Annotated in this window: 15 protein-coding genes and 1 tRNA gene; 10 read left to right on the top strand and 6 right to left on the bottom strand. The window is 71.9% G+C overall.

Translation table 11 applies throughout. The features are described from left to right. Positions 1-22: 22 nt before the first annotated feature. Entirely contained in the window at positions 23-991 is a 969-nt protein-coding gene (locus tag ACERM0_RS18605) for an NADPH:quinone oxidoreductase family protein (protein ID WP_373680124.1), read from the bottom strand. A 250-nt stretch (positions 992-1,241) separates the two neighbouring features. On the opposite strand from ACERM0_RS18605, the gene ACERM0_RS18610 reads away from it, so the two are divergent. Further along, on the top strand, positions 1,242-2,066 hold the full coding sequence (locus tag ACERM0_RS18610; RefSeq protein ID WP_373680125.1) for a hypothetical protein: 825 nt from the start codon (positions 1,242-1,244) through the stop codon (positions 2,064-2,066). Positions 2,067-2,154: 88 nt separating this feature from the next. Here ACERM0_RS18610 and ACERM0_RS18615 read toward each other — a convergent pair whose 3' ends face one another. The 3 genes from ACERM0_RS18615 to ACERM0_RS18625 all read right to left on the bottom strand — a co-directional run bounded on the left by ACERM0_RS18615 (position 2,155) and on the right by ACERM0_RS18625 (position 4,715). Then, positions 2,155-2,358 carry a dodecin family protein gene (locus ACERM0_RS18615; protein WP_373680126.1) on the bottom strand — a complete coding sequence of 68 codons (204 nt, stop codon included), beginning with the start codon at positions 2,356-2,358 and terminating at the stop codon, positions 2,155-2,157. A gap of 187 nt (positions 2,359-2,545) precedes the next feature. Next, positions 2,546-3,904, bottom strand: coding sequence for a M1 family metallopeptidase (locus ACERM0_RS18620; RefSeq protein WP_373680127.1), 1,359 nt, complete (start codon positions 3,902-3,904; stop codon positions 2,546-2,548). Positions 3,905-4,160: 256 nt separating this feature from the next. Beyond that, on the bottom strand, positions 4,161-4,715 hold the full coding sequence (locus ACERM0_RS18625) for a hemerythrin domain-containing protein (RefSeq protein ID WP_373680128.1): 555 nt from the start codon (positions 4,713-4,715) through the stop codon (positions 4,161-4,163). A gap of 336 nt (positions 4,716-5,051) precedes the next feature. On the opposite strand from ACERM0_RS18625, the gene ACERM0_RS18630 reads away from it, so the two are divergent. The 7 genes from ACERM0_RS18630 to ACERM0_RS18660 all read left to right on the top strand — a co-directional run bounded on the left by ACERM0_RS18630 (position 5,052) and on the right by ACERM0_RS18660 (position 12,614). Then, positions 5,052-5,124 (top strand) — tRNA-Arg (locus ACERM0_RS18630). 238 nt (positions 5,125-5,362) lie between these two features. Then, a complete protein-coding gene (galT, locus tag ACERM0_RS18635) occupies positions 5,363-6,547 on the top strand; it encodes a galactose-1-phosphate uridylyltransferase (protein ID WP_373680129.1) in 1,185 nt (394 codons plus the stop codon). Next, positions 6,544-8,328, top strand: a complete 1,785-nt coding sequence (locus ACERM0_RS18640) for a glycoside hydrolase family 2 protein (protein ID WP_373680130.1) — start codon at positions 6,544-6,546, stop codon at positions 8,326-8,328. The genes galT and ACERM0_RS18640 overlap by 4 nt, the downstream gene beginning before the upstream one ends. Before the next feature lie 39 nt (positions 8,329-8,367). Further along, positions 8,368-9,705 (top strand): ABC transporter substrate-binding protein, encoded by a 1,338-nt coding sequence (locus tag ACERM0_RS18645; protein ID WP_373680131.1) that lies wholly within the window; start codon positions 8,368-8,370, stop codon positions 9,703-9,705. Between the two features lie 7 nt (positions 9,706-9,712). Beyond that, positions 9,713-10,672, top strand: a complete 960-nt coding sequence (locus ACERM0_RS18650; RefSeq protein ID WP_373680132.1) for a carbohydrate ABC transporter permease — start codon at positions 9,713-9,715, stop codon at positions 10,670-10,672. Beyond that, positions 10,669-11,565, top strand: coding sequence for a carbohydrate ABC transporter permease (locus ACERM0_RS18655; protein WP_373680133.1), 897 nt, complete (start codon positions 10,669-10,671; stop codon positions 11,563-11,565). The genes ACERM0_RS18650 and ACERM0_RS18655 overlap by 4 nt, the downstream gene beginning before the upstream one ends. Beyond that, entirely contained in the window at positions 11,562-12,614 is a 1,053-nt protein-coding gene (locus tag ACERM0_RS18660; RefSeq protein ID WP_373680134.1) for a family 43 glycosylhydrolase, read from the top strand. Before ACERM0_RS18655 ends, ACERM0_RS18660 begins: the two co-directional genes overlap by 4 nt. Before the next feature lie 37 nt (positions 12,615-12,651). Here the strand turns inward: ACERM0_RS18660 and ACERM0_RS18665 are convergent, their stop codons facing one another. Then, a complete protein-coding gene (locus ACERM0_RS18665; protein ID WP_373680160.1) occupies positions 12,652-13,320 on the bottom strand; it encodes an NADPH-dependent F420 reductase in 669 nt (222 codons plus the stop codon). Positions 13,321-13,419: 99 nt separating this feature from the next. Then, positions 13,420-14,502, bottom strand: coding sequence for a galactokinase (gene galK, locus ACERM0_RS18670; protein ID WP_373680135.1), 1,083 nt, complete (start codon positions 14,500-14,502; stop codon positions 13,420-13,422). Between the two features lie 73 nt (positions 14,503-14,575). Between galK and galE the strand changes: the two genes are divergently transcribed. Then, positions 14,576-15,541 (top strand): UDP-glucose 4-epimerase GalE, encoded by a 966-nt coding sequence (gene galE, locus ACERM0_RS18675; RefSeq protein WP_373680136.1) that lies wholly within the window; start codon positions 14,576-14,578, stop codon positions 15,539-15,541. A 32-nt stretch (positions 15,542-15,573) separates the two neighbouring features. After that, on the top strand, positions 15,574-16,386 hold the full coding sequence (locus ACERM0_RS18680) for a DeoR/GlpR family DNA-binding transcription regulator (protein WP_373680137.1): 813 nt from the start codon (positions 15,574-15,576) through the stop codon (positions 16,384-16,386). The last annotated feature ends 4 nt before the right edge of the window (positions 16,387-16,390 follow it).

Consider the following 16,390-nt stretch of genomic DNA (forward strand, 5'->3'; position numbering starts at 1 on the left):
GCGACGTCGCCGCCCACAGTCCTCAACGGACCTCGAGGACCAGCTTGCCTTGGGCGCGGCGTTCGTCGAGCTCGCGGAGTGCCTCGACCACGTGCTCGAGCGGGTAGCTGCTGCCGAGCACCGGGCGCAACGCCCCCGATTCGACGTGGGGGCTCAGCTCCGCCCACTGCTGCTGCGGGTAGTCGGGCTCGCGCAGCCAGTAGGCGCCCCAGCCGACGCCGACGACGGCGATGTTGTTGAGCAGCAGGCGGTTGACCTTCACGGTGGGGATCTCGCCGCCGGTGAAGCCGATCACGAGCACACGGCCTTCCGTCGCCAGGCTGCGCAGCGAGTCGGTGAACCGGTCGCCGCCGACGGGGTCGACCACGACGTCGACCCCGCGACCGTCGGTGAGGTCGGCGACCGCCTCCTTGAACCCGTCGGCCGGCACGGTCTGGTCGGCGCCGGCCTCGCGGGCGACGGCGGTCTTGGCGTCGCTGGACACGACCGCGACGACGCGCGCCCCGAGCGCCTTGGCGAGCTGGATCGCGGCGGTGCCGACGCCGCCGGCCGCGCCGTGGACCAGCACGGTTTCGCCCGGCTGCAGCGCACCGCGGCGCACGAGCGCGAAGTGCACCGTGAGGTAGTTCATCGGCAGGCCGGCGCCGGCCGCGAACGGAAGCTCGTCGGGCAGCGGGAAGACCAGACGCGGGTCGACCGCGACCGTCTCCGCGAAGCCGCCGAAGCCCGGGAAGGCGGCCACCCGGTCGCCGGGCCGCACGGCCGCGCCCTCCGGCGCCTCGCGGACGACGCCGGCGACCTCGGAACCGGGCACGAACGGCAGCGGCGGCTTGACCTGGTACTGCCCGCGGGTCACGAGGACGTCGGGGAACGTCACGCCGGCCGCATGCACGTCGACGACGACCCGGCGGTCGGCGGCACCCGGTTCATCGATGTCGTTCACCTCGACCGCGTCGGGGCCGTCCAAGCTGGTGACCTGCACCGCGCGCATGCGCTGCTCCTTCATGGCGTACTCGACGTCTGGGTTGCACGGTCACGCCCTGCCAGGCCGTCCGTGCCTCGGACCGTAGCCACGCGCACGCCGGGGGCCCGCTTCGCCACGGGACAGCCGCCTCTGTGCGATCGACCCGGTGGGCGGCAGGCTCCGCCGCGACGACGCACCGAGACGGGGGATGGACATGGGTGGTCGGCGAACGGGCAGGCGCGCGGGGGCGGTCGGAGCCGCAGCCCTGCTGTGGTCGGTGGGCTTCGGGACGGGCGTGGCGCCAGCGGCGCCGGACAGCCTCTGCGTCGCCGCCGAGGGACGGGTGCAGGTCCAGCGCGGTACCGCGACCTGCTCCGCGACGGGCCCGGGCTCGTTCGCGCGTGCCCGCGGTGAGCACAGCGCCGCCGTCGCTCGCGGACGCGACACGCGGGCGGTCGTCACCGGTGACGGCAGCGCTGCGACCGCCACGGGTGGGCGTGGCAACCGCGCTTCGGTGGTGGGTGACCGCAGCGAGGCGGCGGCCGTCCGCGGGCGCCTCAACCGGGCGGTCGTTCGGGGCGATGACAGCCGGGCGACGGCACGCGACGGCGACCACAACCGCGCCCGTGCCGTGGGCGACGCCACGTTCGCGGTCGCCGGGGACGGCCATCGGAACCGGGCCGTCGCGGCGGGTGGCGGCATCCACCGGGCCGAGGCGACCGGCGGCAACCGCAACGTGGCGCTCGCCGAGGGCCGCAACAGCACCGCGCTGGCCGGCGACGGCAACCGTAACCGTGCGACGGTCGGGGGCGGCTTCGACAACTACGCGAGTGCGCGCTCCGGCCACCGCAACCTGGCCACCGTCGACGGCAACCGCAGCGGCGCGTTCGCCGAGCGGGGCCACCGCAACGTCGCCAGCGTCGTCGGCCGCAACCTGAACAACGCCTTCGCCCGCGACGGCAACCGCAACACCGCGCAGATCTTCGGCAACGACGGCAACTGGGCGGAGGCCGGGGACGGGCATCGCAACACGGCCATCATCCGCGGCGACGGCCTGAGGGCGGTCGCAACCGGGGACCGGGTCACGGTCGAGGTGCCGTGAGCGGGACGCCGGCGCCGTCCACCGGAGGCGGCGGCGCCGGCGTGCACGCGGGCCGTGCCGTCCAGGACGGCGCGGCCCGCCGGTGTGATCAGTCCTCCAGCTCGAACGTGATCATCATGTTGACCTGGTAGCTCGAGACGGATCCGTCGTCGATCGTGACCCGCTGTTCCTTGATCCAGGCGGAGCGGACGTTGCGCAGGGTGCGGGTCGCCCGCTCGATGCCCTGGTTGATGGCGTCCTCGAAGCTGGTGTCGGACTTCGCGCTGATCTCGGTGACGCGTGCGACGGACATGGCATCTCCTTCATCGTCGGACCGGTGCGACAACCGTGGGGTGCGCGCCGCATCTCGCGACACTGGCCGGGCGACCACCCGGGGTGGCAGGACGACGGTGACCCCGGCGCCTTGGAGGCCGATCAGCGCCGCGAACACGCGAGCGCCGGCCGCGCCCGCGTGGGCGCGCCCGGCGCTCGTCGGAACCTCAGGGCAGCGACGGCTTGCCCGGCGAGTACAGCCAGGTGTCGAAGAACGCGGTGAGGTCGTCGTCGGTGTACTTCTGCGCGAGCGCGATGAAGTCGTCGGTCGTGGCCGCCGAGTCGGCGTACGTCTCGATCCAGTCCCGGACGAACGCGAAGAAGGCGTCGTAGCCGAGCTGCTCCCGTAGCAGGTGCAGCGTCATCGCACCCCGGTCGTAGACGGCGCCGGCGAACAGGTCCTCCGGTCCGGGGTCGCCGATGACGACGTTCCAGAAGGGGCTCTCGGCCGGGACCGCGTAGGCCTCGTCGAACGACGATTGGATGTCCTGCTGATCGGTGTGGTCGAGCCACAGCCACTCGCTGTAGGTCGCCCACCCCTCGTTCAGCCAGATGTCCTGCCAGCGGGCCGGACTGACGAGGTTGCCGAGCCACTGGTGCGCCAGCTCGTGGGCGACGGTCGTCTCCGGTGGCGGACCCGAGTAGATCGGCCGCGTCTGGGTCTCCAGCGCGTAGCCGACGGAGTCGTCGTCGATGATCGCCCCGTACGCCACGAAGGGGTACGGCCCGTAGAGGTCGGTGAAGAAGGCGATCATCTCGTCGGTCCGGGCGAGACCAGCGGCGGCATCGGGCGGCAGGTCCCGGTCGATCGCGTCGATGATCGGCAGGCCGTCGGCGGTGGTGCGCTGGGAGAGGACGAAGTTCCCGATGGTGGCGGTGCTGAGGTAGCTGGCCATCGAATCGGGCGCGTCCCACACGAACGTCGACCAGCCCGACGCGGTCCGCTGGTCGACCAGCAGGCCGTTTGCGACGGCGACGCTGCCCTCGGGCACCGTGATCTCGAAGGAGTACGTGGCCTTGTCCGTCGGGTGGTCGTTGACCGGGTACCAAGTCGGCGCTCCGTCCGGTTCGTTGACGACCATGGCGCCGTCGGGCGTCGACACCCAGCCGTAGAGCTCGCCGGTGACGTCCGTCGGCCGGCCCGTCGTGCCGCCGTAGGTCACGACGACGGTGTAGTCCTCGCCGACGCGCAGCTTCGGGCGCGGCGAGATCATGAGCTCCTGGCCTTCGTGCTCGTAGCGTGCCCGCTTGCCGTCGACCGTCACGGACTCCACTTCCAGGCCACGCAGGTCGAGGTTGAAGCGCGACAGGTCGGCGGTGGCGGTGAACTCGATCGTGGCGACGCCGTCCAGGCGCCCGGTCGCCTCCTCCACGGGACCCTCGGGGTCCAGGGGTTCGTAGCTCAGCTCCAGGTGGTAGTGCTGGACGTCGTAGCCGCCGTTGCCGGCGAGCGGGAAGTATTCGTCGCCGACGCCCGGGGCTCCCTCGACGAAGCGGGGTTGCCCCGGTCGCTCGGGCGCGGCCACGGCGCTCGATGCTGGCAGCGACGCGCTGAGGACGAGGGCGACGACTGCGGCACTGCTGGACGCTCGCATCTGGTTCCCCCCGGATCGGCGAAATGTCCGCAGCTGCACTATCCGCCGCGTCGCGGCGGATAGGCAGCCCCCGCGCAGCCGCTGCACGGGCAGGCTGCAGCGGCTGGCGGGCGAGCCGCGTCCACAGGGTTCCCAGCCGATCCGGCCGGCGCCGCTCAGCCGTCGGCGCGGCCAGCCGGCCGGGGGGTCAGTCGCCGGCGTTGCGGATGGCGTCGCGGATGCGGTCGATGAGCGCCACCGGTGGGCTGGCCGCGGCCTTGGCGCCCGGCGAGGTCGGGGCGCCGGGGTGCGGACGGGTGGGCACCATCGACCGCGCCCGTTCCAGCTTCTCCCCGAGCGTCTGCAGTTCCTCCTCGTCGAGGGCCTGTCGGAGTCCGGTGAACAGCTCGCCCTCCTCCTCCTGGACGTGGTGGCGCACCTCGGCCATCAGCTCGCGCATGCGGTCGTCGAACCCGTCGTCCTCCGCCGTCATCGAATCGAGATCGTTGAGCGTGTTCTTGATGGCGAGGTGCTCCTCGATGGCTTCGTCGGCGAGGGCGTCGCCGTTGTCGAGCACCTCCCGCAGGCGCGGGTAGAACCGCAGCTCCTCGATCTCGCCATGGACGGCCAGGTCGTGCACGACCTGGTGCGCGATCTCCGTCTTGCGCTCGGTGTCGGTCGTCGCCTCGTACTGCGTGAACAGGTCCTCCACCTCGCGGTGGTCCCTGGCCAGCAGGTCGAGCGCGTTCATGGTCTCCGCCATCGCATGCTCCCTCGCGCCCCGGGTCGCCTCAGGGGGCGCGATCCCACGCTACGACGCCTGCGAGGAACCGTTCGGGCCCGACGGCCGGGTGCCGAACGGACGGTCGCCGTGATCTCGGCCGAAGCCTCGCCGTTCGAGGCAGGGACGGGTGGATCCGCCCCGGCGCCTTCCGGGTGGGCACCCGACACGCCGCGACGCCGAGCGGCTTCGAGGGGGCCTCCCCTGCCGCCGCTACCCTGACCGCCCTGTCGAGATACGCGCCGGAGGGGCCGGACGGGTCCGTTCCTGGGTGATCCCAGGCCCGGCGTTCCCGTGACGCGGACTCCCGACAGGCCCGCCCCCGTAGCTCAGTGGATAGAGCGTCGGTTTCCTAAACCGTGCGTCGCAAGTTCGATTCTTGCCGGGGGCACCCACACGCCCGGCGAGTGGCGGCCCGCCCTCGCCGGGCGTTTCCCCTGTTCAGGGGTGGTCAGGCGACCTCCTGCGGCCGATCGGCCGACCCCCGGGGCGTTGAACGGACCAGACCGCGAATCGTAAACCAACGTAGGTATTGACAAGTCTTCGAAAGCCCTCGTAGGGTCGGCATCGAGGCTCGCAGAGACGCGGGCCGCGTCCAGGGAGCCGGCGCACCGAGGAGCACAGGGCGCATGTCCGCACAGCCGCACCCCGTCGAAGACTCGCCCGCCCTGCCCCGCCACACGCTGCGCCATCCCGGCGGCCGCCGCCTCTACGTCTACGGCGAACTGCGCGGCTCCCTCGACGACCGACCGGCTGCCGCCGCGGAGCCGCCGCAACTCCACATGCGCCTGGACGCCCTCACGGGGACGTGGATCGCGGTCTCCCCGGCCCGCAACACCCGCCCGCAGACCAAGCCGGTGGCCGGCTCGGCCGACGCGCCCGACGGCACGCCGTCGTGTCCGCTGTGCCCGGGCGGCCCGGAGCTGCCCTTCTCCTACGAGGCCGCCGTCTTCGAGAACCGCTTCCCGTCGCTGATGGCGCAGCCGCCGACACCGGCCGCCGGCGAGGACCCCGTCACCGCGCCGACGGCACCGTCGCAGGGCCGCTGCGAGGTGGTGCTCTACACCGAGCAGCACGAGGGATCGCTGGCCACGCTGGAGCCCTCGCAGGTCGCCGAGGTGATCGCCGTCTGGACCGACCGCAGCCGCGACCTCTGGAGCCAGGACGACGTCGCGTTCGTCCTGATCTTCGAGAACCGCGGCGAGGGGGTCGGCGCCACGCTGTCGCACCCGCACGGGCAGATCTACGCGTTCGACCACCTGCCGCCGCAGATCGCCCTGCGCAACGACCGCCACCACGCCCATCGTGCCGAGCACGGCGACTGCCTCGGTTGCCGGATCGTCGCCACCGACGACGCCGCGCACGATCGCCACGTCATGGAGAACGACAGCTTCGCGGTGACGGTCCCGTTCGCCCCACGCTGGCCGTACGAGGTCCACGTTCGCGCCCGGCGCCATGGCGCCCGCCGCCTCGGTGACCTCACCGCCGTGGAGCGGCTCGACCTGGCGGCGGCGCTGCGCGAGCTGGTGCTGCGCTACGACCGGCTCTTCGACCACGACCTGCCCTACATGATGGTCGCCCACGAGGCGCCGCACGACCAGCCGGACTGGCACCTGTCGTTCGAGTTCCTGCCCCCGCATCGGGGCCCCGACAAGCTGAAGATCCGCGCCTCCGTGGAGACCGCCACCGGCCTGTTCATCAACGACACGCTGCCGGAGACCACCGCCGCCGCGCTGCGGGCCACCGACCCGCCCGCCACCGACTGGACGGGCCTGGCCGTGCCCGAGGTACGTCCGCTGGAGGAGGCCCGATGACGATCCCGCGTCCGGAGTACCCGCGCCCGCAGCTGCGCCGCGAGCGCTGGGAGAACCTCAACGGCGTGTGGTCGTTCGCGTTCGACGACAAGGACGCCGGGCTCGCGGAGCGGTGGTACCAGCGGACCGTCGACGACCTGGACGACGGGCCGTTCACGCAGCGGATCACCGTCCCGTTCGCCTTCCAGAGCGAGCAGTCGGGGATCGGGGACACCGGCCGCCACGACGTCGTCTGGTACGCCCGCACCTTCACCGACCCCCGCACCGATGGCGACGAACGCCTGCTGCTGCACTTCGGCGCGGTCGACTACGAGGCCACCGTCTGGGTCGACGGCCAGCGCGTCGCCGACCACGTCGGCGGGCACACGCCATTCACCGCCGACGTCACCGACGCGCTCGGGGCGGCCGATCAGCACGTCGTCGTCGTGCGCGCCTTCGACCCGCTCGACGACCTCACCATCCCGCGCGGCAAGCAGTTCTGGCAGCCGAAGAGCGAGAACATCTTCTACACGCCGACGACCGGCATCTGGCAGACGGTCTGGCTCGAGCCGGTCCCGATTGCGCGCCTGCACGCCTGGGAGCTGACCCCCAACCTGCCCAGCGCCGAGGTGGAGATCACGCTGCACCTCGACCCCACGGCGGTGGGTGCCACGGCGCGCGTCGTCGTCCGTCACGACGACGTGACGCTGGTCGACGACCGGGTGCGGGTCACCGAACCGACCCTCACCCGCCGCTTCTCCGTCGCACCGCCACGCGGCCGCCACACCGGCGCGGTCGCCGACTGGCAGAACGTCGCGACCTGGTCGCCCGAGCACCCGCGGCTGCACGACCTCGAGGTGAGCCTGGAGCACGAGGACGGCCGGATCGGCGACCGCGTCGCCGGCTACTTCGGGATGCGCTCGATCGAGACCCGCGACGGGCGGGTGCTGCTCAACGGGCGGCCCTACTACCAGCGGCTCGTGCTCGACCAGGGCTATTTTCCGGGCGGCCTGCTCACCGCCCCCAGTGACGACGACCTGCGTCGCGACATCGAACTGGCCAAGGAACTCGGCTTCAACGGCGCCCGCAAGCACCAGAAGGTCGAGGACCCGCGTTGGCTGTACTGGGCCGACCGTCTGGGCTTCCTCGTGTGGGACGAGATGCCCAGCGCCTACGCGTTCTCCGCCGCCATGGCCCAGCGGGTCGCGGACGAGTGGCAGCAGGTGATCGCCCGCGACCGCAACCACCCGTGCGTGGTGACCTGGGTGCCCGTCAACGAGAGCTGGGGGGTGCCCCGGCTGGCGTCGGACCCGCGCCACCGCGACCTGGTCCAGGCGCTGTACCACCTCACGCGCTCGCTGGACCCGACCCGCCCGGTGGTGTCCAACGACGGCTGGGAGCAGGCCGCCACGGATCTGCTCACGATCCACGACTACGGCGACGCGGACACGGTCCGCGGCCACTACGAGGACCTCGCGTCGACGCTGCGGGCCCAACCGGCCGGCCGGCCGCTCTACACCGTTGGGCATGCCCACCGCGGTGAACCGGTCCTCGTCACCGAATTCGGGGGAATCGCACTGGTGGGTGCGGGCGACACGTGGGGTTACCACACGGTCGACAGCACCGACGCCCTGCTCGAGCGCTACCGCGAGCTGATCGCGGCGGTCACCGCCTCCGAGGTGGTGCAGGGCTTCTGTTACACGCAGCTGACCGACGTCGAGCAGGAGGCCAACGGCCTGCTGACCTTCGACCGCCGCCCGAAGGTGGACCCGGCGTCGGCCCGTGCGGCAACGACCACGTGATGACGACGTGAGCACCAGCAGCCAAGGGAGAGCACGCTCATGAACCATCTGCGCAGCACCATGCCGCTCCTGTCGCGGCGCGGCTTCATCCGCGTCGGCCTCGGAGCCGGCGCGGCCGCCGCCCTGTCCGCCTGCGGGCGCGGCAACGGCGGCGCCGGCGAGGAGGCCGCCGAGATCGACGTGTCACGCGAGTACGACGGGCCGGCCGTCACACTGGCGTTCTGGAACGGCTTCACCGGCGCCGACGGGCCGTTCCTGCGTGACCTGGTCGACCAGTACAACCAGGAGCACGACAACGTCACGGTGGAGATGAACACGCTGCAGTGGGAGGACTTCTACAGCAGCGTGCCGCCGGCGGTCAGCCGCGGTGAGGGTCCCGACATCGCCGTCATGCACCTCGACCAGCTCGGCACCAACGCCGCCCGCGGCGTGATCCTGCCGCTCGACAACGTCACCGAAGCTCTCGAACTCGAGGAGTCGGACTTCGACCCGGCGGTGTGGCAGGCGGGCATCTACCAGGACCGTCGCTACGGCGTGCCGCTGGACATCCACCCGCTGGGCTTCTACTACAACAAGCGGGTCATGGAGCAGGCCGGCCTCGACCCGGAGTCGCCGCCGACCGATCGCGACAGCCTCATGGACGCGCTGGACGCGATGCGCAGCAACGACATCCAGGGCCACTGGGTGTCACCGTTCATGTTCACCGGCGGTCTGACCTTCCAGTCGCTCGCCTACCAGTTCGGTGGCCAGCTCTACAACGAGGACGCCAGCGAGGCGACCTTCGACGCACCAGAGAACGTCGAGGCGCTCGAGTGGTACCTCAGCCTCATCGAGGAGGGCCACAGCCCGTCGGACGTCGGTCAGGACGCCGAACACGTGGCGTTCACCAACGACAACAACGCCTTCATCTGGAACGGCATCTGGATGATCCAGGGCTACGGCGAGGACCCGGACCTGGAGTGGGGCGTCGCCGAGGTGCCCCAGATCGGCAGCGAGCCGGCCGTGTGGGGGTCCAGCCACAACTTCGTGCTCATGAACAAGCAGGGCCAGGACGAGAACAAGATCCGCGCCGCCTCGGCGTTCATGAACTGGATCTCGGGGCACTCCCTGCAGTGGGCCGAGGCCGGCCAGATCCCGGCGCGGGCCAGCGTCCGCGAGAGCAGCGAGTTCGAGCAGCTCGAGTTCCAGCCCACCTTCGCCCAGCAGCTCGACTACGTCCGCTTCGCACCGCCGGTCCCCGGCGTCGGCGACGCGCAGGGCGAGCTGGAGACGGCGGTCGGTGAGGCGGTCCTCGGCCAGAAGAGCGCGGAACAGGCACTTGCCGACGGCGTGGCGCGGGCGAACGAGCTGCTGGAGTCCGCCCAGCGGGAAGCGTGAGCCGGCCATGACCGCGACGACGTCCGACACCACCAGCGGACCGTCGACCGGTGCCTCGGGTGCCGCGCCCACCGGGCGCGGCACCCACGGGGCCTGGTGGGCGCCATACGTCTTCCTCGCGCCCTACCTGGTGCTCTTCCTCGTCTTCGTCGCCGCCCCGGCGATCTACGGACTGTGGATCAGCCTGCACCAGTGGGAGTTCTTCGGCGCCCCGATCTTCCTCGGGCTGGAGAACTACGCGCGGCTGTTCGAGGCCGGCTCCCAGCGGGGGGCCGCCTTCTGGATGAGCATGCGCGCCACCGGGATCTTCGTCGTCCTGAGCGTGCCGCTGCTGCTGGTCCTGCCCCTCCTGGTGGCGCTGGTCCTCAACCTGCGGCTGCGCGGCCGGACGTTCTTCCGCGCGGTCTACTTCACCCCCTACGTGCTGGGCGTGGCCGTTGTCGGGCTGCTGTGGCGGTTCCTCGGCGACCCCAACATCGGGGCCATCAACTTCCTGCTCGGGCGTCTCGGGCTGTCGAGCAACATCCCGTGGACGACCGCACTGCCGTGGGGCTGGATCCTGCTGGTCGTGCTGACGGTGTGGTGGACCCTCGGGTTCAACACCGTGATCTACCTGGCCGGCCTGCAGGAGATCCCGCGCGACCAGTACGAGGCGGCGTCGGTGGACGGCGCCAACGCCTGGAATCGGTTCTGGCACATCACCCTGCCGGGCCTGCGGCGGGTGCTGGTGTTCGTCGTGACCGTCACCGTGCTCGCGTCGGCGAACATGTTCGGGCAGGCCTTCCTGGTGACCCAGGGCGCGCCCGGCAACCGCACGCGCACGGCCGTGATGCTGATCGCCGAGGAGGGCCTGGGCCAGTTCCGGCTCGGCAGCGCCGCGGCGATGAGCTACATCCTCGCGCTGTTCCTGATGGCGACCAGCCTCGTGATGTGGTGGTTCTTCCGCCGCTGGGAGGACGACGCATGACCGCGCTCGACCACCGACCCGACGACACCACCGCCGAGGAGACCCCCGACAGCGGCGTGCAGACCCGCCGTCCCTGGGCCAAGCCGCTCGGTTACACGGTGCTGGTCGTCCTCAGCCTGATCTACATCGCGCCGCTGCTGTGGATGCTGTCGACCTCGCTGAAGACCAACCCCGAGGCGACACGCTGGCCGCTGCAGTTCCTGCCGTCCGACGTGACCACGGCCGCCTACGAGCTGCTGTTCCGTCCGGGCACCGACACGCCGGTGCTGCGCTGGTTCATGAACAGCATGCTGGCCGCGACCGCCCACGCGGTGCTGGTCGTCGCCACGGCGGCGCCGGCGGCCTATGCCCTGGCCCGCATGGATTTCCGCGGCAAGAAGCTGATGTTCGGCGTGATCCTGTCCACGCTGTTCATCCCGCCGATCATCTTCCTGGTGCCCAACTACCTCATCGTCGACACCTTCGGCTGGCTCGACAGCTTGTGGTCGGTGATCGTCCCGCAGGCCGCCGGCGCGTTGGGGGTGTTCCTGCTGCGGCAGTTCTTCCTCGGCCTGCCCGACGAACTGGAGGAGGCCGCGCTGATCGACGGCGCGAACCAGTTCCAGATCTTCCTGCGGGTCGTGCTGCCGTTGTCCAAGCCGGCCCTCGCCACGCTGCTGGTGATCGCGTTCCTGACCAACTGGAACGATTTCCTGTGGCCGGTCTACGTGCTGTTCAACCCGGAGAGCCTGACCCTGCCGCCCGGCCTGGCCCGGCTGCAGGGCGCCTACACCGTCAACTATCCCGTGATCATGGCCGGCGGCGTCATCGCCTCCGTGCCGGTGATCGCCCTGTTCGTGTTCGCGCAGCGCTACGTGATCGAGGGTGTCGCCCGCTCGGGCCTGAAGGGATGAGCGTGCGACGTGCCCGGGCCCTGGTGTCGTTCGCCGTGGCCGGCCTGCTGGCGGCCGGCTGCGGCGCCTCGGGACCGCAGTTCTGGCGCCCCGCGCCCGAGGCGACATTCGCCAACCCGGTCTTCGAGCCGATCCTGGCCGACCCGGGCGTGGTGCGGGCCGAGGACGGCGCCTGGTACGCGTTCGGGACCGAGGACGACTGGGGCGACGGCGCCGGCAGTCGCCCCGTGCCGGTCCTGCGCTCCGAGGACCTGGTCACCTGGGAACACCTCGGCGAGGCCTTCGAACGCCGGCCACGCTGGAAGGACGGCTACCTGTGGGCCCCCGAGGTCATCGAGCACGACGGGCGCTACCTGCTGTACTACGCCGTGTCGGTCTGGGGTGACCCGAACCCCGGCATCGGCCTGGCCACCTCGGACACCCCCGAGGGCCCCTACGAGGACCTCGGCCCGCTGTTCTTCAGCGACGAGATCGGTGTGGCCAACTCCATCGACCCGTCGATCGTGACCACCGACGCCGGCCTGCACCTGGTGTGGGGCTCGTTCCACGGCATCTACGTCGTGGACCTGTCCGACGACGGCCTCGAGGTGGTCTCCGAGCCCGTACGCATCGCCGGGGACGCCTGGGAGGCGGTCAAGATCGAGCCGCGCGAGGACGGCTACTGGTTCTTCGGTTCGCTCGGGTCGTGCTGCGAGGGCCTGCAGAGCACCTACCGCATGGCCGTCGGCCGCGCCGACACGCTGACCGGGCCGTACCTCGACCGGGACGGCAACGACCTCGAGCAGTCCGAGGGCACGCTGCTGCTCGAAGGCGGCGAGGAGTTCGTCGGGCCCGGCCACCACGACCTGGTCGTCGACGACGACGGCCAGGAGTGGCTGCTCTACCACGCCTTCGAGCAGGACCGCCCGACTGCGCCCAGCGGCGCCCCACGTCGCGTGCTGATGCTGGACGCGCTCGAGTGGGACGACGACGGCTGGCCGCGCGTGCGCGGTGGCATGACGCCGCAGGCCGACGAACAGCCGGCGCCGGCCGTGGCCACGGACGAGTGACGCCGTGGCCGCCGCCGGAGCCGTCTCGTCACCGGTGTCAGCGGACGACCCTCACGTTGAGCACCGCCGTCCCCAGCGCGCCCCACAGCCGCAGCCACAGCACGAGGTACAGCTCCGGGCCCCTGGCCGTGCTGATGTCGCCGAGGTCGACCACGTCACGGTGACCGAGCTCGGTCAGCAGCCGGGTCACCTCGGCCTTCGCATCGGCGTCGTCGCCGGACACGAACACCGTGTGGTCACCGTCGGCGAGCCGGCCGGGGTCGACCATGAGCGCCGCCGTGAGCGTGTTGAGCGTCTTCACCACGCGGGCGTCGGGGAAGGCGCGCTGGATGCGCTCGGCCAGCGACTCGTGGCTGTCGACCAGCAGCGACGGCGGCATCCCTCGCGACGGGTCGAGCGCATTGGCGACGTCGATGAGGATCTTGCCGCCCAGGTGCTCGGCGCCGGCCAGTGCCAGTGCGTCGAGGGACGACCCCCCGGCGGTGGCGTTGACGACGATCTCCGCGGACGCCGCCGCGTCGGCGAACGTCGCCAGCCGGACGCCGGGATGCTCGGCCAGCCAGGCCGAGAACGCCTCGGCCCGGTCGCTGCGGGCCAGCTGCGAGGCGGGGTTGCGGGTCCCGACCGTCACCTCGTGGCCGAGTTCCGCCCACCGTGCCGCCAGCGTGCGGCCGACCATGCCCGTGCCCAGCACTCCGAGTCGCACCACTCCGCCTTCCTGCTGGCCGCCGGCAACGGCGTCGGCGGCTGGGCACCGAGCTTGCCCGGGGGCGGAGGGACCGGCAGGGACACGTCTCCCGGGGCGTCAGCCGTCCAGGCGGCGGACCCCGTCGGCGATCCGGCAGCGGTGGATTTGCAGCGGGTGCTGCGGGAACGCCGTCCCGTACCCGTCGCGGATCGTCTTCTCGACGGCGTCGACACGGTCGTGGTGCACGAGGGCGATGATCGCGCCGCCGAAGCCGCCACCGGTCATGCGGGCCGCGGTGGCGCCGCCGTCCCTGGCCAGCTCCACCAGCCGGTCGAGCTCGGGGATCGTGACCTGGTAGTCGTCGCGCAGGCTGGCGTGGCCGGCGGCGAACAGTACGGCCAGGTCGTCCAGCCGCCCCTCGCGCAGCGCCGCCTCGGTCTGCCGCACGCGTTCGTTCTCGGTCACCACGTGGCGCAGCCGCCGGGCGGGCACCTCGGGCAGGTCCGCCAGCAGTTCGTCGAGCTCCTCGACGCCGACCGTGCTGGGATTGCGTCCGTCGAGGACCGGCAGGGCGGCCGCCAGCTCCTCGGACCGCGCGGCGTAGCCGGAGGTCTCCAGTTGGCGGCGCACGCCCGAGTCGGCCACCAGCAGCACGTGGTCGGTCGGGAGGGGGACGTGGCGGTACTCGAGCGTGCCGCAGTCGAGCAGGACGGCGTGGTCGGCGCGGCCCAGGATCGAAGCCGCCTGGTCCATGATCCCCGACGGCACGCCGACGGCGCGGCGCTCCGCCCGTCGGCACAGCGCCGCCAGCTCCAGCGGCGGGCAGTCGAACTCGGCGGCGTCGGCGAGCGCCGTCGCCAGCACCACCTCGAGGGCCGCCGACGAGGACAGGCCTGCGCCCTGCGGCAGGTCGCTGTGCAACTCGCCGTGCATCCCGACCGGCGCGCAGCCGGCCTCGGCCAACTCCGCGGCGACGGCGGCGACGAACCGGCCCCAGCCCTCGGTCGGGGTCTCGCTGCCGTCGGCCGCCACGTCGACCTCGCCGTCCGCGTCGGCGGAGCGCAGCACGATCCGGTCGCCGCCCAGGTCCGCCTCGAGGGTGACGCCGCGGTCGATCGCGACCGGCAGGACCAGACCGTCGGTGTGGTCGGTGTGCTCGCCGATGAGGTTGGCGCGGCCGGGGGCGAGGAAGCGGGTCACGGCGACCACCTTCGAGGGGTGCGATGTCCGTAAGGTGTTCGAAGCCTAGAGCAAGACAACGAAAGGTCTCACCGTGCTCGTGCTGGTCACCGGCGGCGCCGGTTTCATCGGCGCGACGACCGCAGCCGCGCTCCTCGAGGCCGGCCACGACGTCGTCGTGCTGGACGACCTCTCCACCGGACACGCCGACGCCGTGCCCGACGGTGCGGAACTGGTGGTCGGGGACCTACGGGACCCCGCGACCGTGGCGGGCATCGTCGGCGCCCGGCCCGTCGACGCCTGCCTGCACTTCGCGGCCCTGATCGAGGCCGGCGAGTCGATGCGGGCACCGGAGCGGTTCTTCACGGTCAACACCGGCGGCAGCGCCACGCTGTTGCAGGTGCTGCTCGAGCACGGCGTGTCACGCTTCGTGCTGTCCTCCACGGCCGCGGTCTACGGCCAACCAGACCGCGTGCCGATCGACGAGGACGACACGCTCGCGCCGACCAACGCCTACGGCGAGTCCAAGCTGCTCGTCGAACGCATGCTGGCCTGGCACCACCGCATCCACGGACTGCGGACGGCCAGCCTGCGTTACTTCAACGCCGCCGGTGCGACCCCCGGCCGCCCGGAGCGGCACGACCCGGAGAGCCACCTGATCCCCATCGTGCTGCAGGTCGCGGCCGGGCGACGTGACCACGTCGCCATCTTCGGCACCGACTACCCGACGCCGGACGGCACCGCCGTGCGCGACTACGTGCACGTCGCCGACCTGGCCGACGCGCACGTGCGCGCCCTGGAGGCGCTCGACGACCACGGTCACCTGATCTGCAACCTCGGCAATGGGCGCGGTTTCAGCGTCCGGGAGGTCGTCGAGGCGGCACGCGAGGTCACCGGACATCCGATTCCCGCCGAGGAAGCCCCGCGCCGACCAGGAGATCCGGCCGAACTGGTGGCATCATCCCGCCGCGCCAACGAGCTGTTGGGGTGGCAGCCGCGGCACACCGACCTCCACGACCTGGTGGCCGACGCCTGGCGCGAAGCCGGCGCGCTGGCCTGACCGGACCGGGATACGCGCCCGGGGAGCACGCCATGACCGATGCAACGCCCGTACCGGCCCGGATCCGTCGCGACCGCATGCTCTCGCTGGTCCGGGACCGGGAGTTCATACGCGTCGCCGACCTTGCGGAGCGCTTCGACGTCTCGGAGGTGACCGTGCGCACCGACCTCGACGCGCTGGCCTCCCGCGGGCTGTTGCGCCGCGTGCGCGGCGGCGCCGTGCCCGGGGCCTCACCGGTGGTCGAGCGTCGGTTCGAGGAGTCGCGGATCACGGCCGCGGCGGAGAAGACGGCCATCGGCCACGCCGCCGCGGCGATGATCGCGTCCGGCGACACGGTCATCCTCGACGTCGGTACCACCACGACCGCCGTCGCCCAGGCCCTCGCGGCCCGCGAGGACCTCACCGACGTCACGGTCTTCACGAGTTCGCTCACGATCGCGATGGCCCTCGAGGTCGCCACGCCGCGGTTCACGGTCGTCGTGACCGGCGGGACGCTGCGTCCGGCGCAGCATTCGCTGGTGGAGCCGCTGGCCGGCCTCGTACTGGCCAAGATCCATGCCGGCGTGGCCTTCCTCGGCTGCAACGGCGTGGACGTCAGCGCCGGCGTCACCAACGTCAACCTGCCCGAGACGCAGGTCAAGCGCATGATCCTCGCCGCAGCCCAGCGCCGGGTCGTCTGCGCCGACCACACCAAGCTGGGCGCCGTCGCACTCGCCCACGTCTGCGATCTCGACGAGGTCGACCTGCTGCTGACCGACGGCAACGCCGACCCCGACCTGGTGGGGGACCTGCGCGAGACGGGGCTGGCGATCGAGCTCGCGGCGGTGAAGCGCAGCCCGACGTGAGCGC

The organism is Egicoccus sp. AB-alg2, assembly GCF_041821065.1.
Classification (GTDB): Bacteria; Actinomycetota; Nitriliruptoria; order Nitriliruptorales; family Nitriliruptoraceae; genus Egicoccus.

Coding starts and splice junctions, on each gene's coding strand:
- ACERM0_RS18605 (WP_373680124.1), bottom strand. CDS start 991: ATGCGCGCGGTGCAGGTCACCAGCTTGGACGGCCCCGACGCGGTCGAG.
- ACERM0_RS18615 (WP_373680126.1), bottom strand. CDS start 2,358: ATGTCCGTCGCACGCGTCACCGAGATCAGCGCGAAGTCCGACACCAGC.
- ACERM0_RS18625 (WP_373680128.1), bottom strand. CDS start 4,715: ATGGCGGAGACCATGAACGCGCTCGACCTGCTGGCCAGGGACCACCGC.
- galT (WP_373680129.1), top strand. CDS start 5,363: ATGTCCGCACAGCCGCACCCCGTCGAAGACTCGCCCGCCCTGCCCCGC.
- ACERM0_RS18640 (WP_373680130.1), top strand. CDS start 6,544: ATGACGATCCCGCGTCCGGAGTACCCGCGCCCGCAGCTGCGCCGCGAG.
- ACERM0_RS18645 (WP_373680131.1), top strand. CDS start 8,368: ATGAACCATCTGCGCAGCACCATGCCGCTCCTGTCGCGGCGCGGCTTC.
- ACERM0_RS18650 (WP_373680132.1), top strand. CDS start 9,713: ATGACCGCGACGACGTCCGACACCACCAGCGGACCGTCGACCGGTGCC.
- ACERM0_RS18655 (WP_373680133.1), top strand. CDS start 10,669: ATGACCGCGCTCGACCACCGACCCGACGACACCACCGCCGAGGAGACC.
- ACERM0_RS18660 (WP_373680134.1), top strand. CDS start 11,562: ATGAGCGTGCGACGTGCCCGGGCCCTGGTGTCGTTCGCCGTGGCCGGC.
- ACERM0_RS18680 (WP_373680137.1), top strand. CDS start 15,574: ATGACCGATGCAACGCCCGTACCGGCCCGGATCCGTCGCGACCGCATG.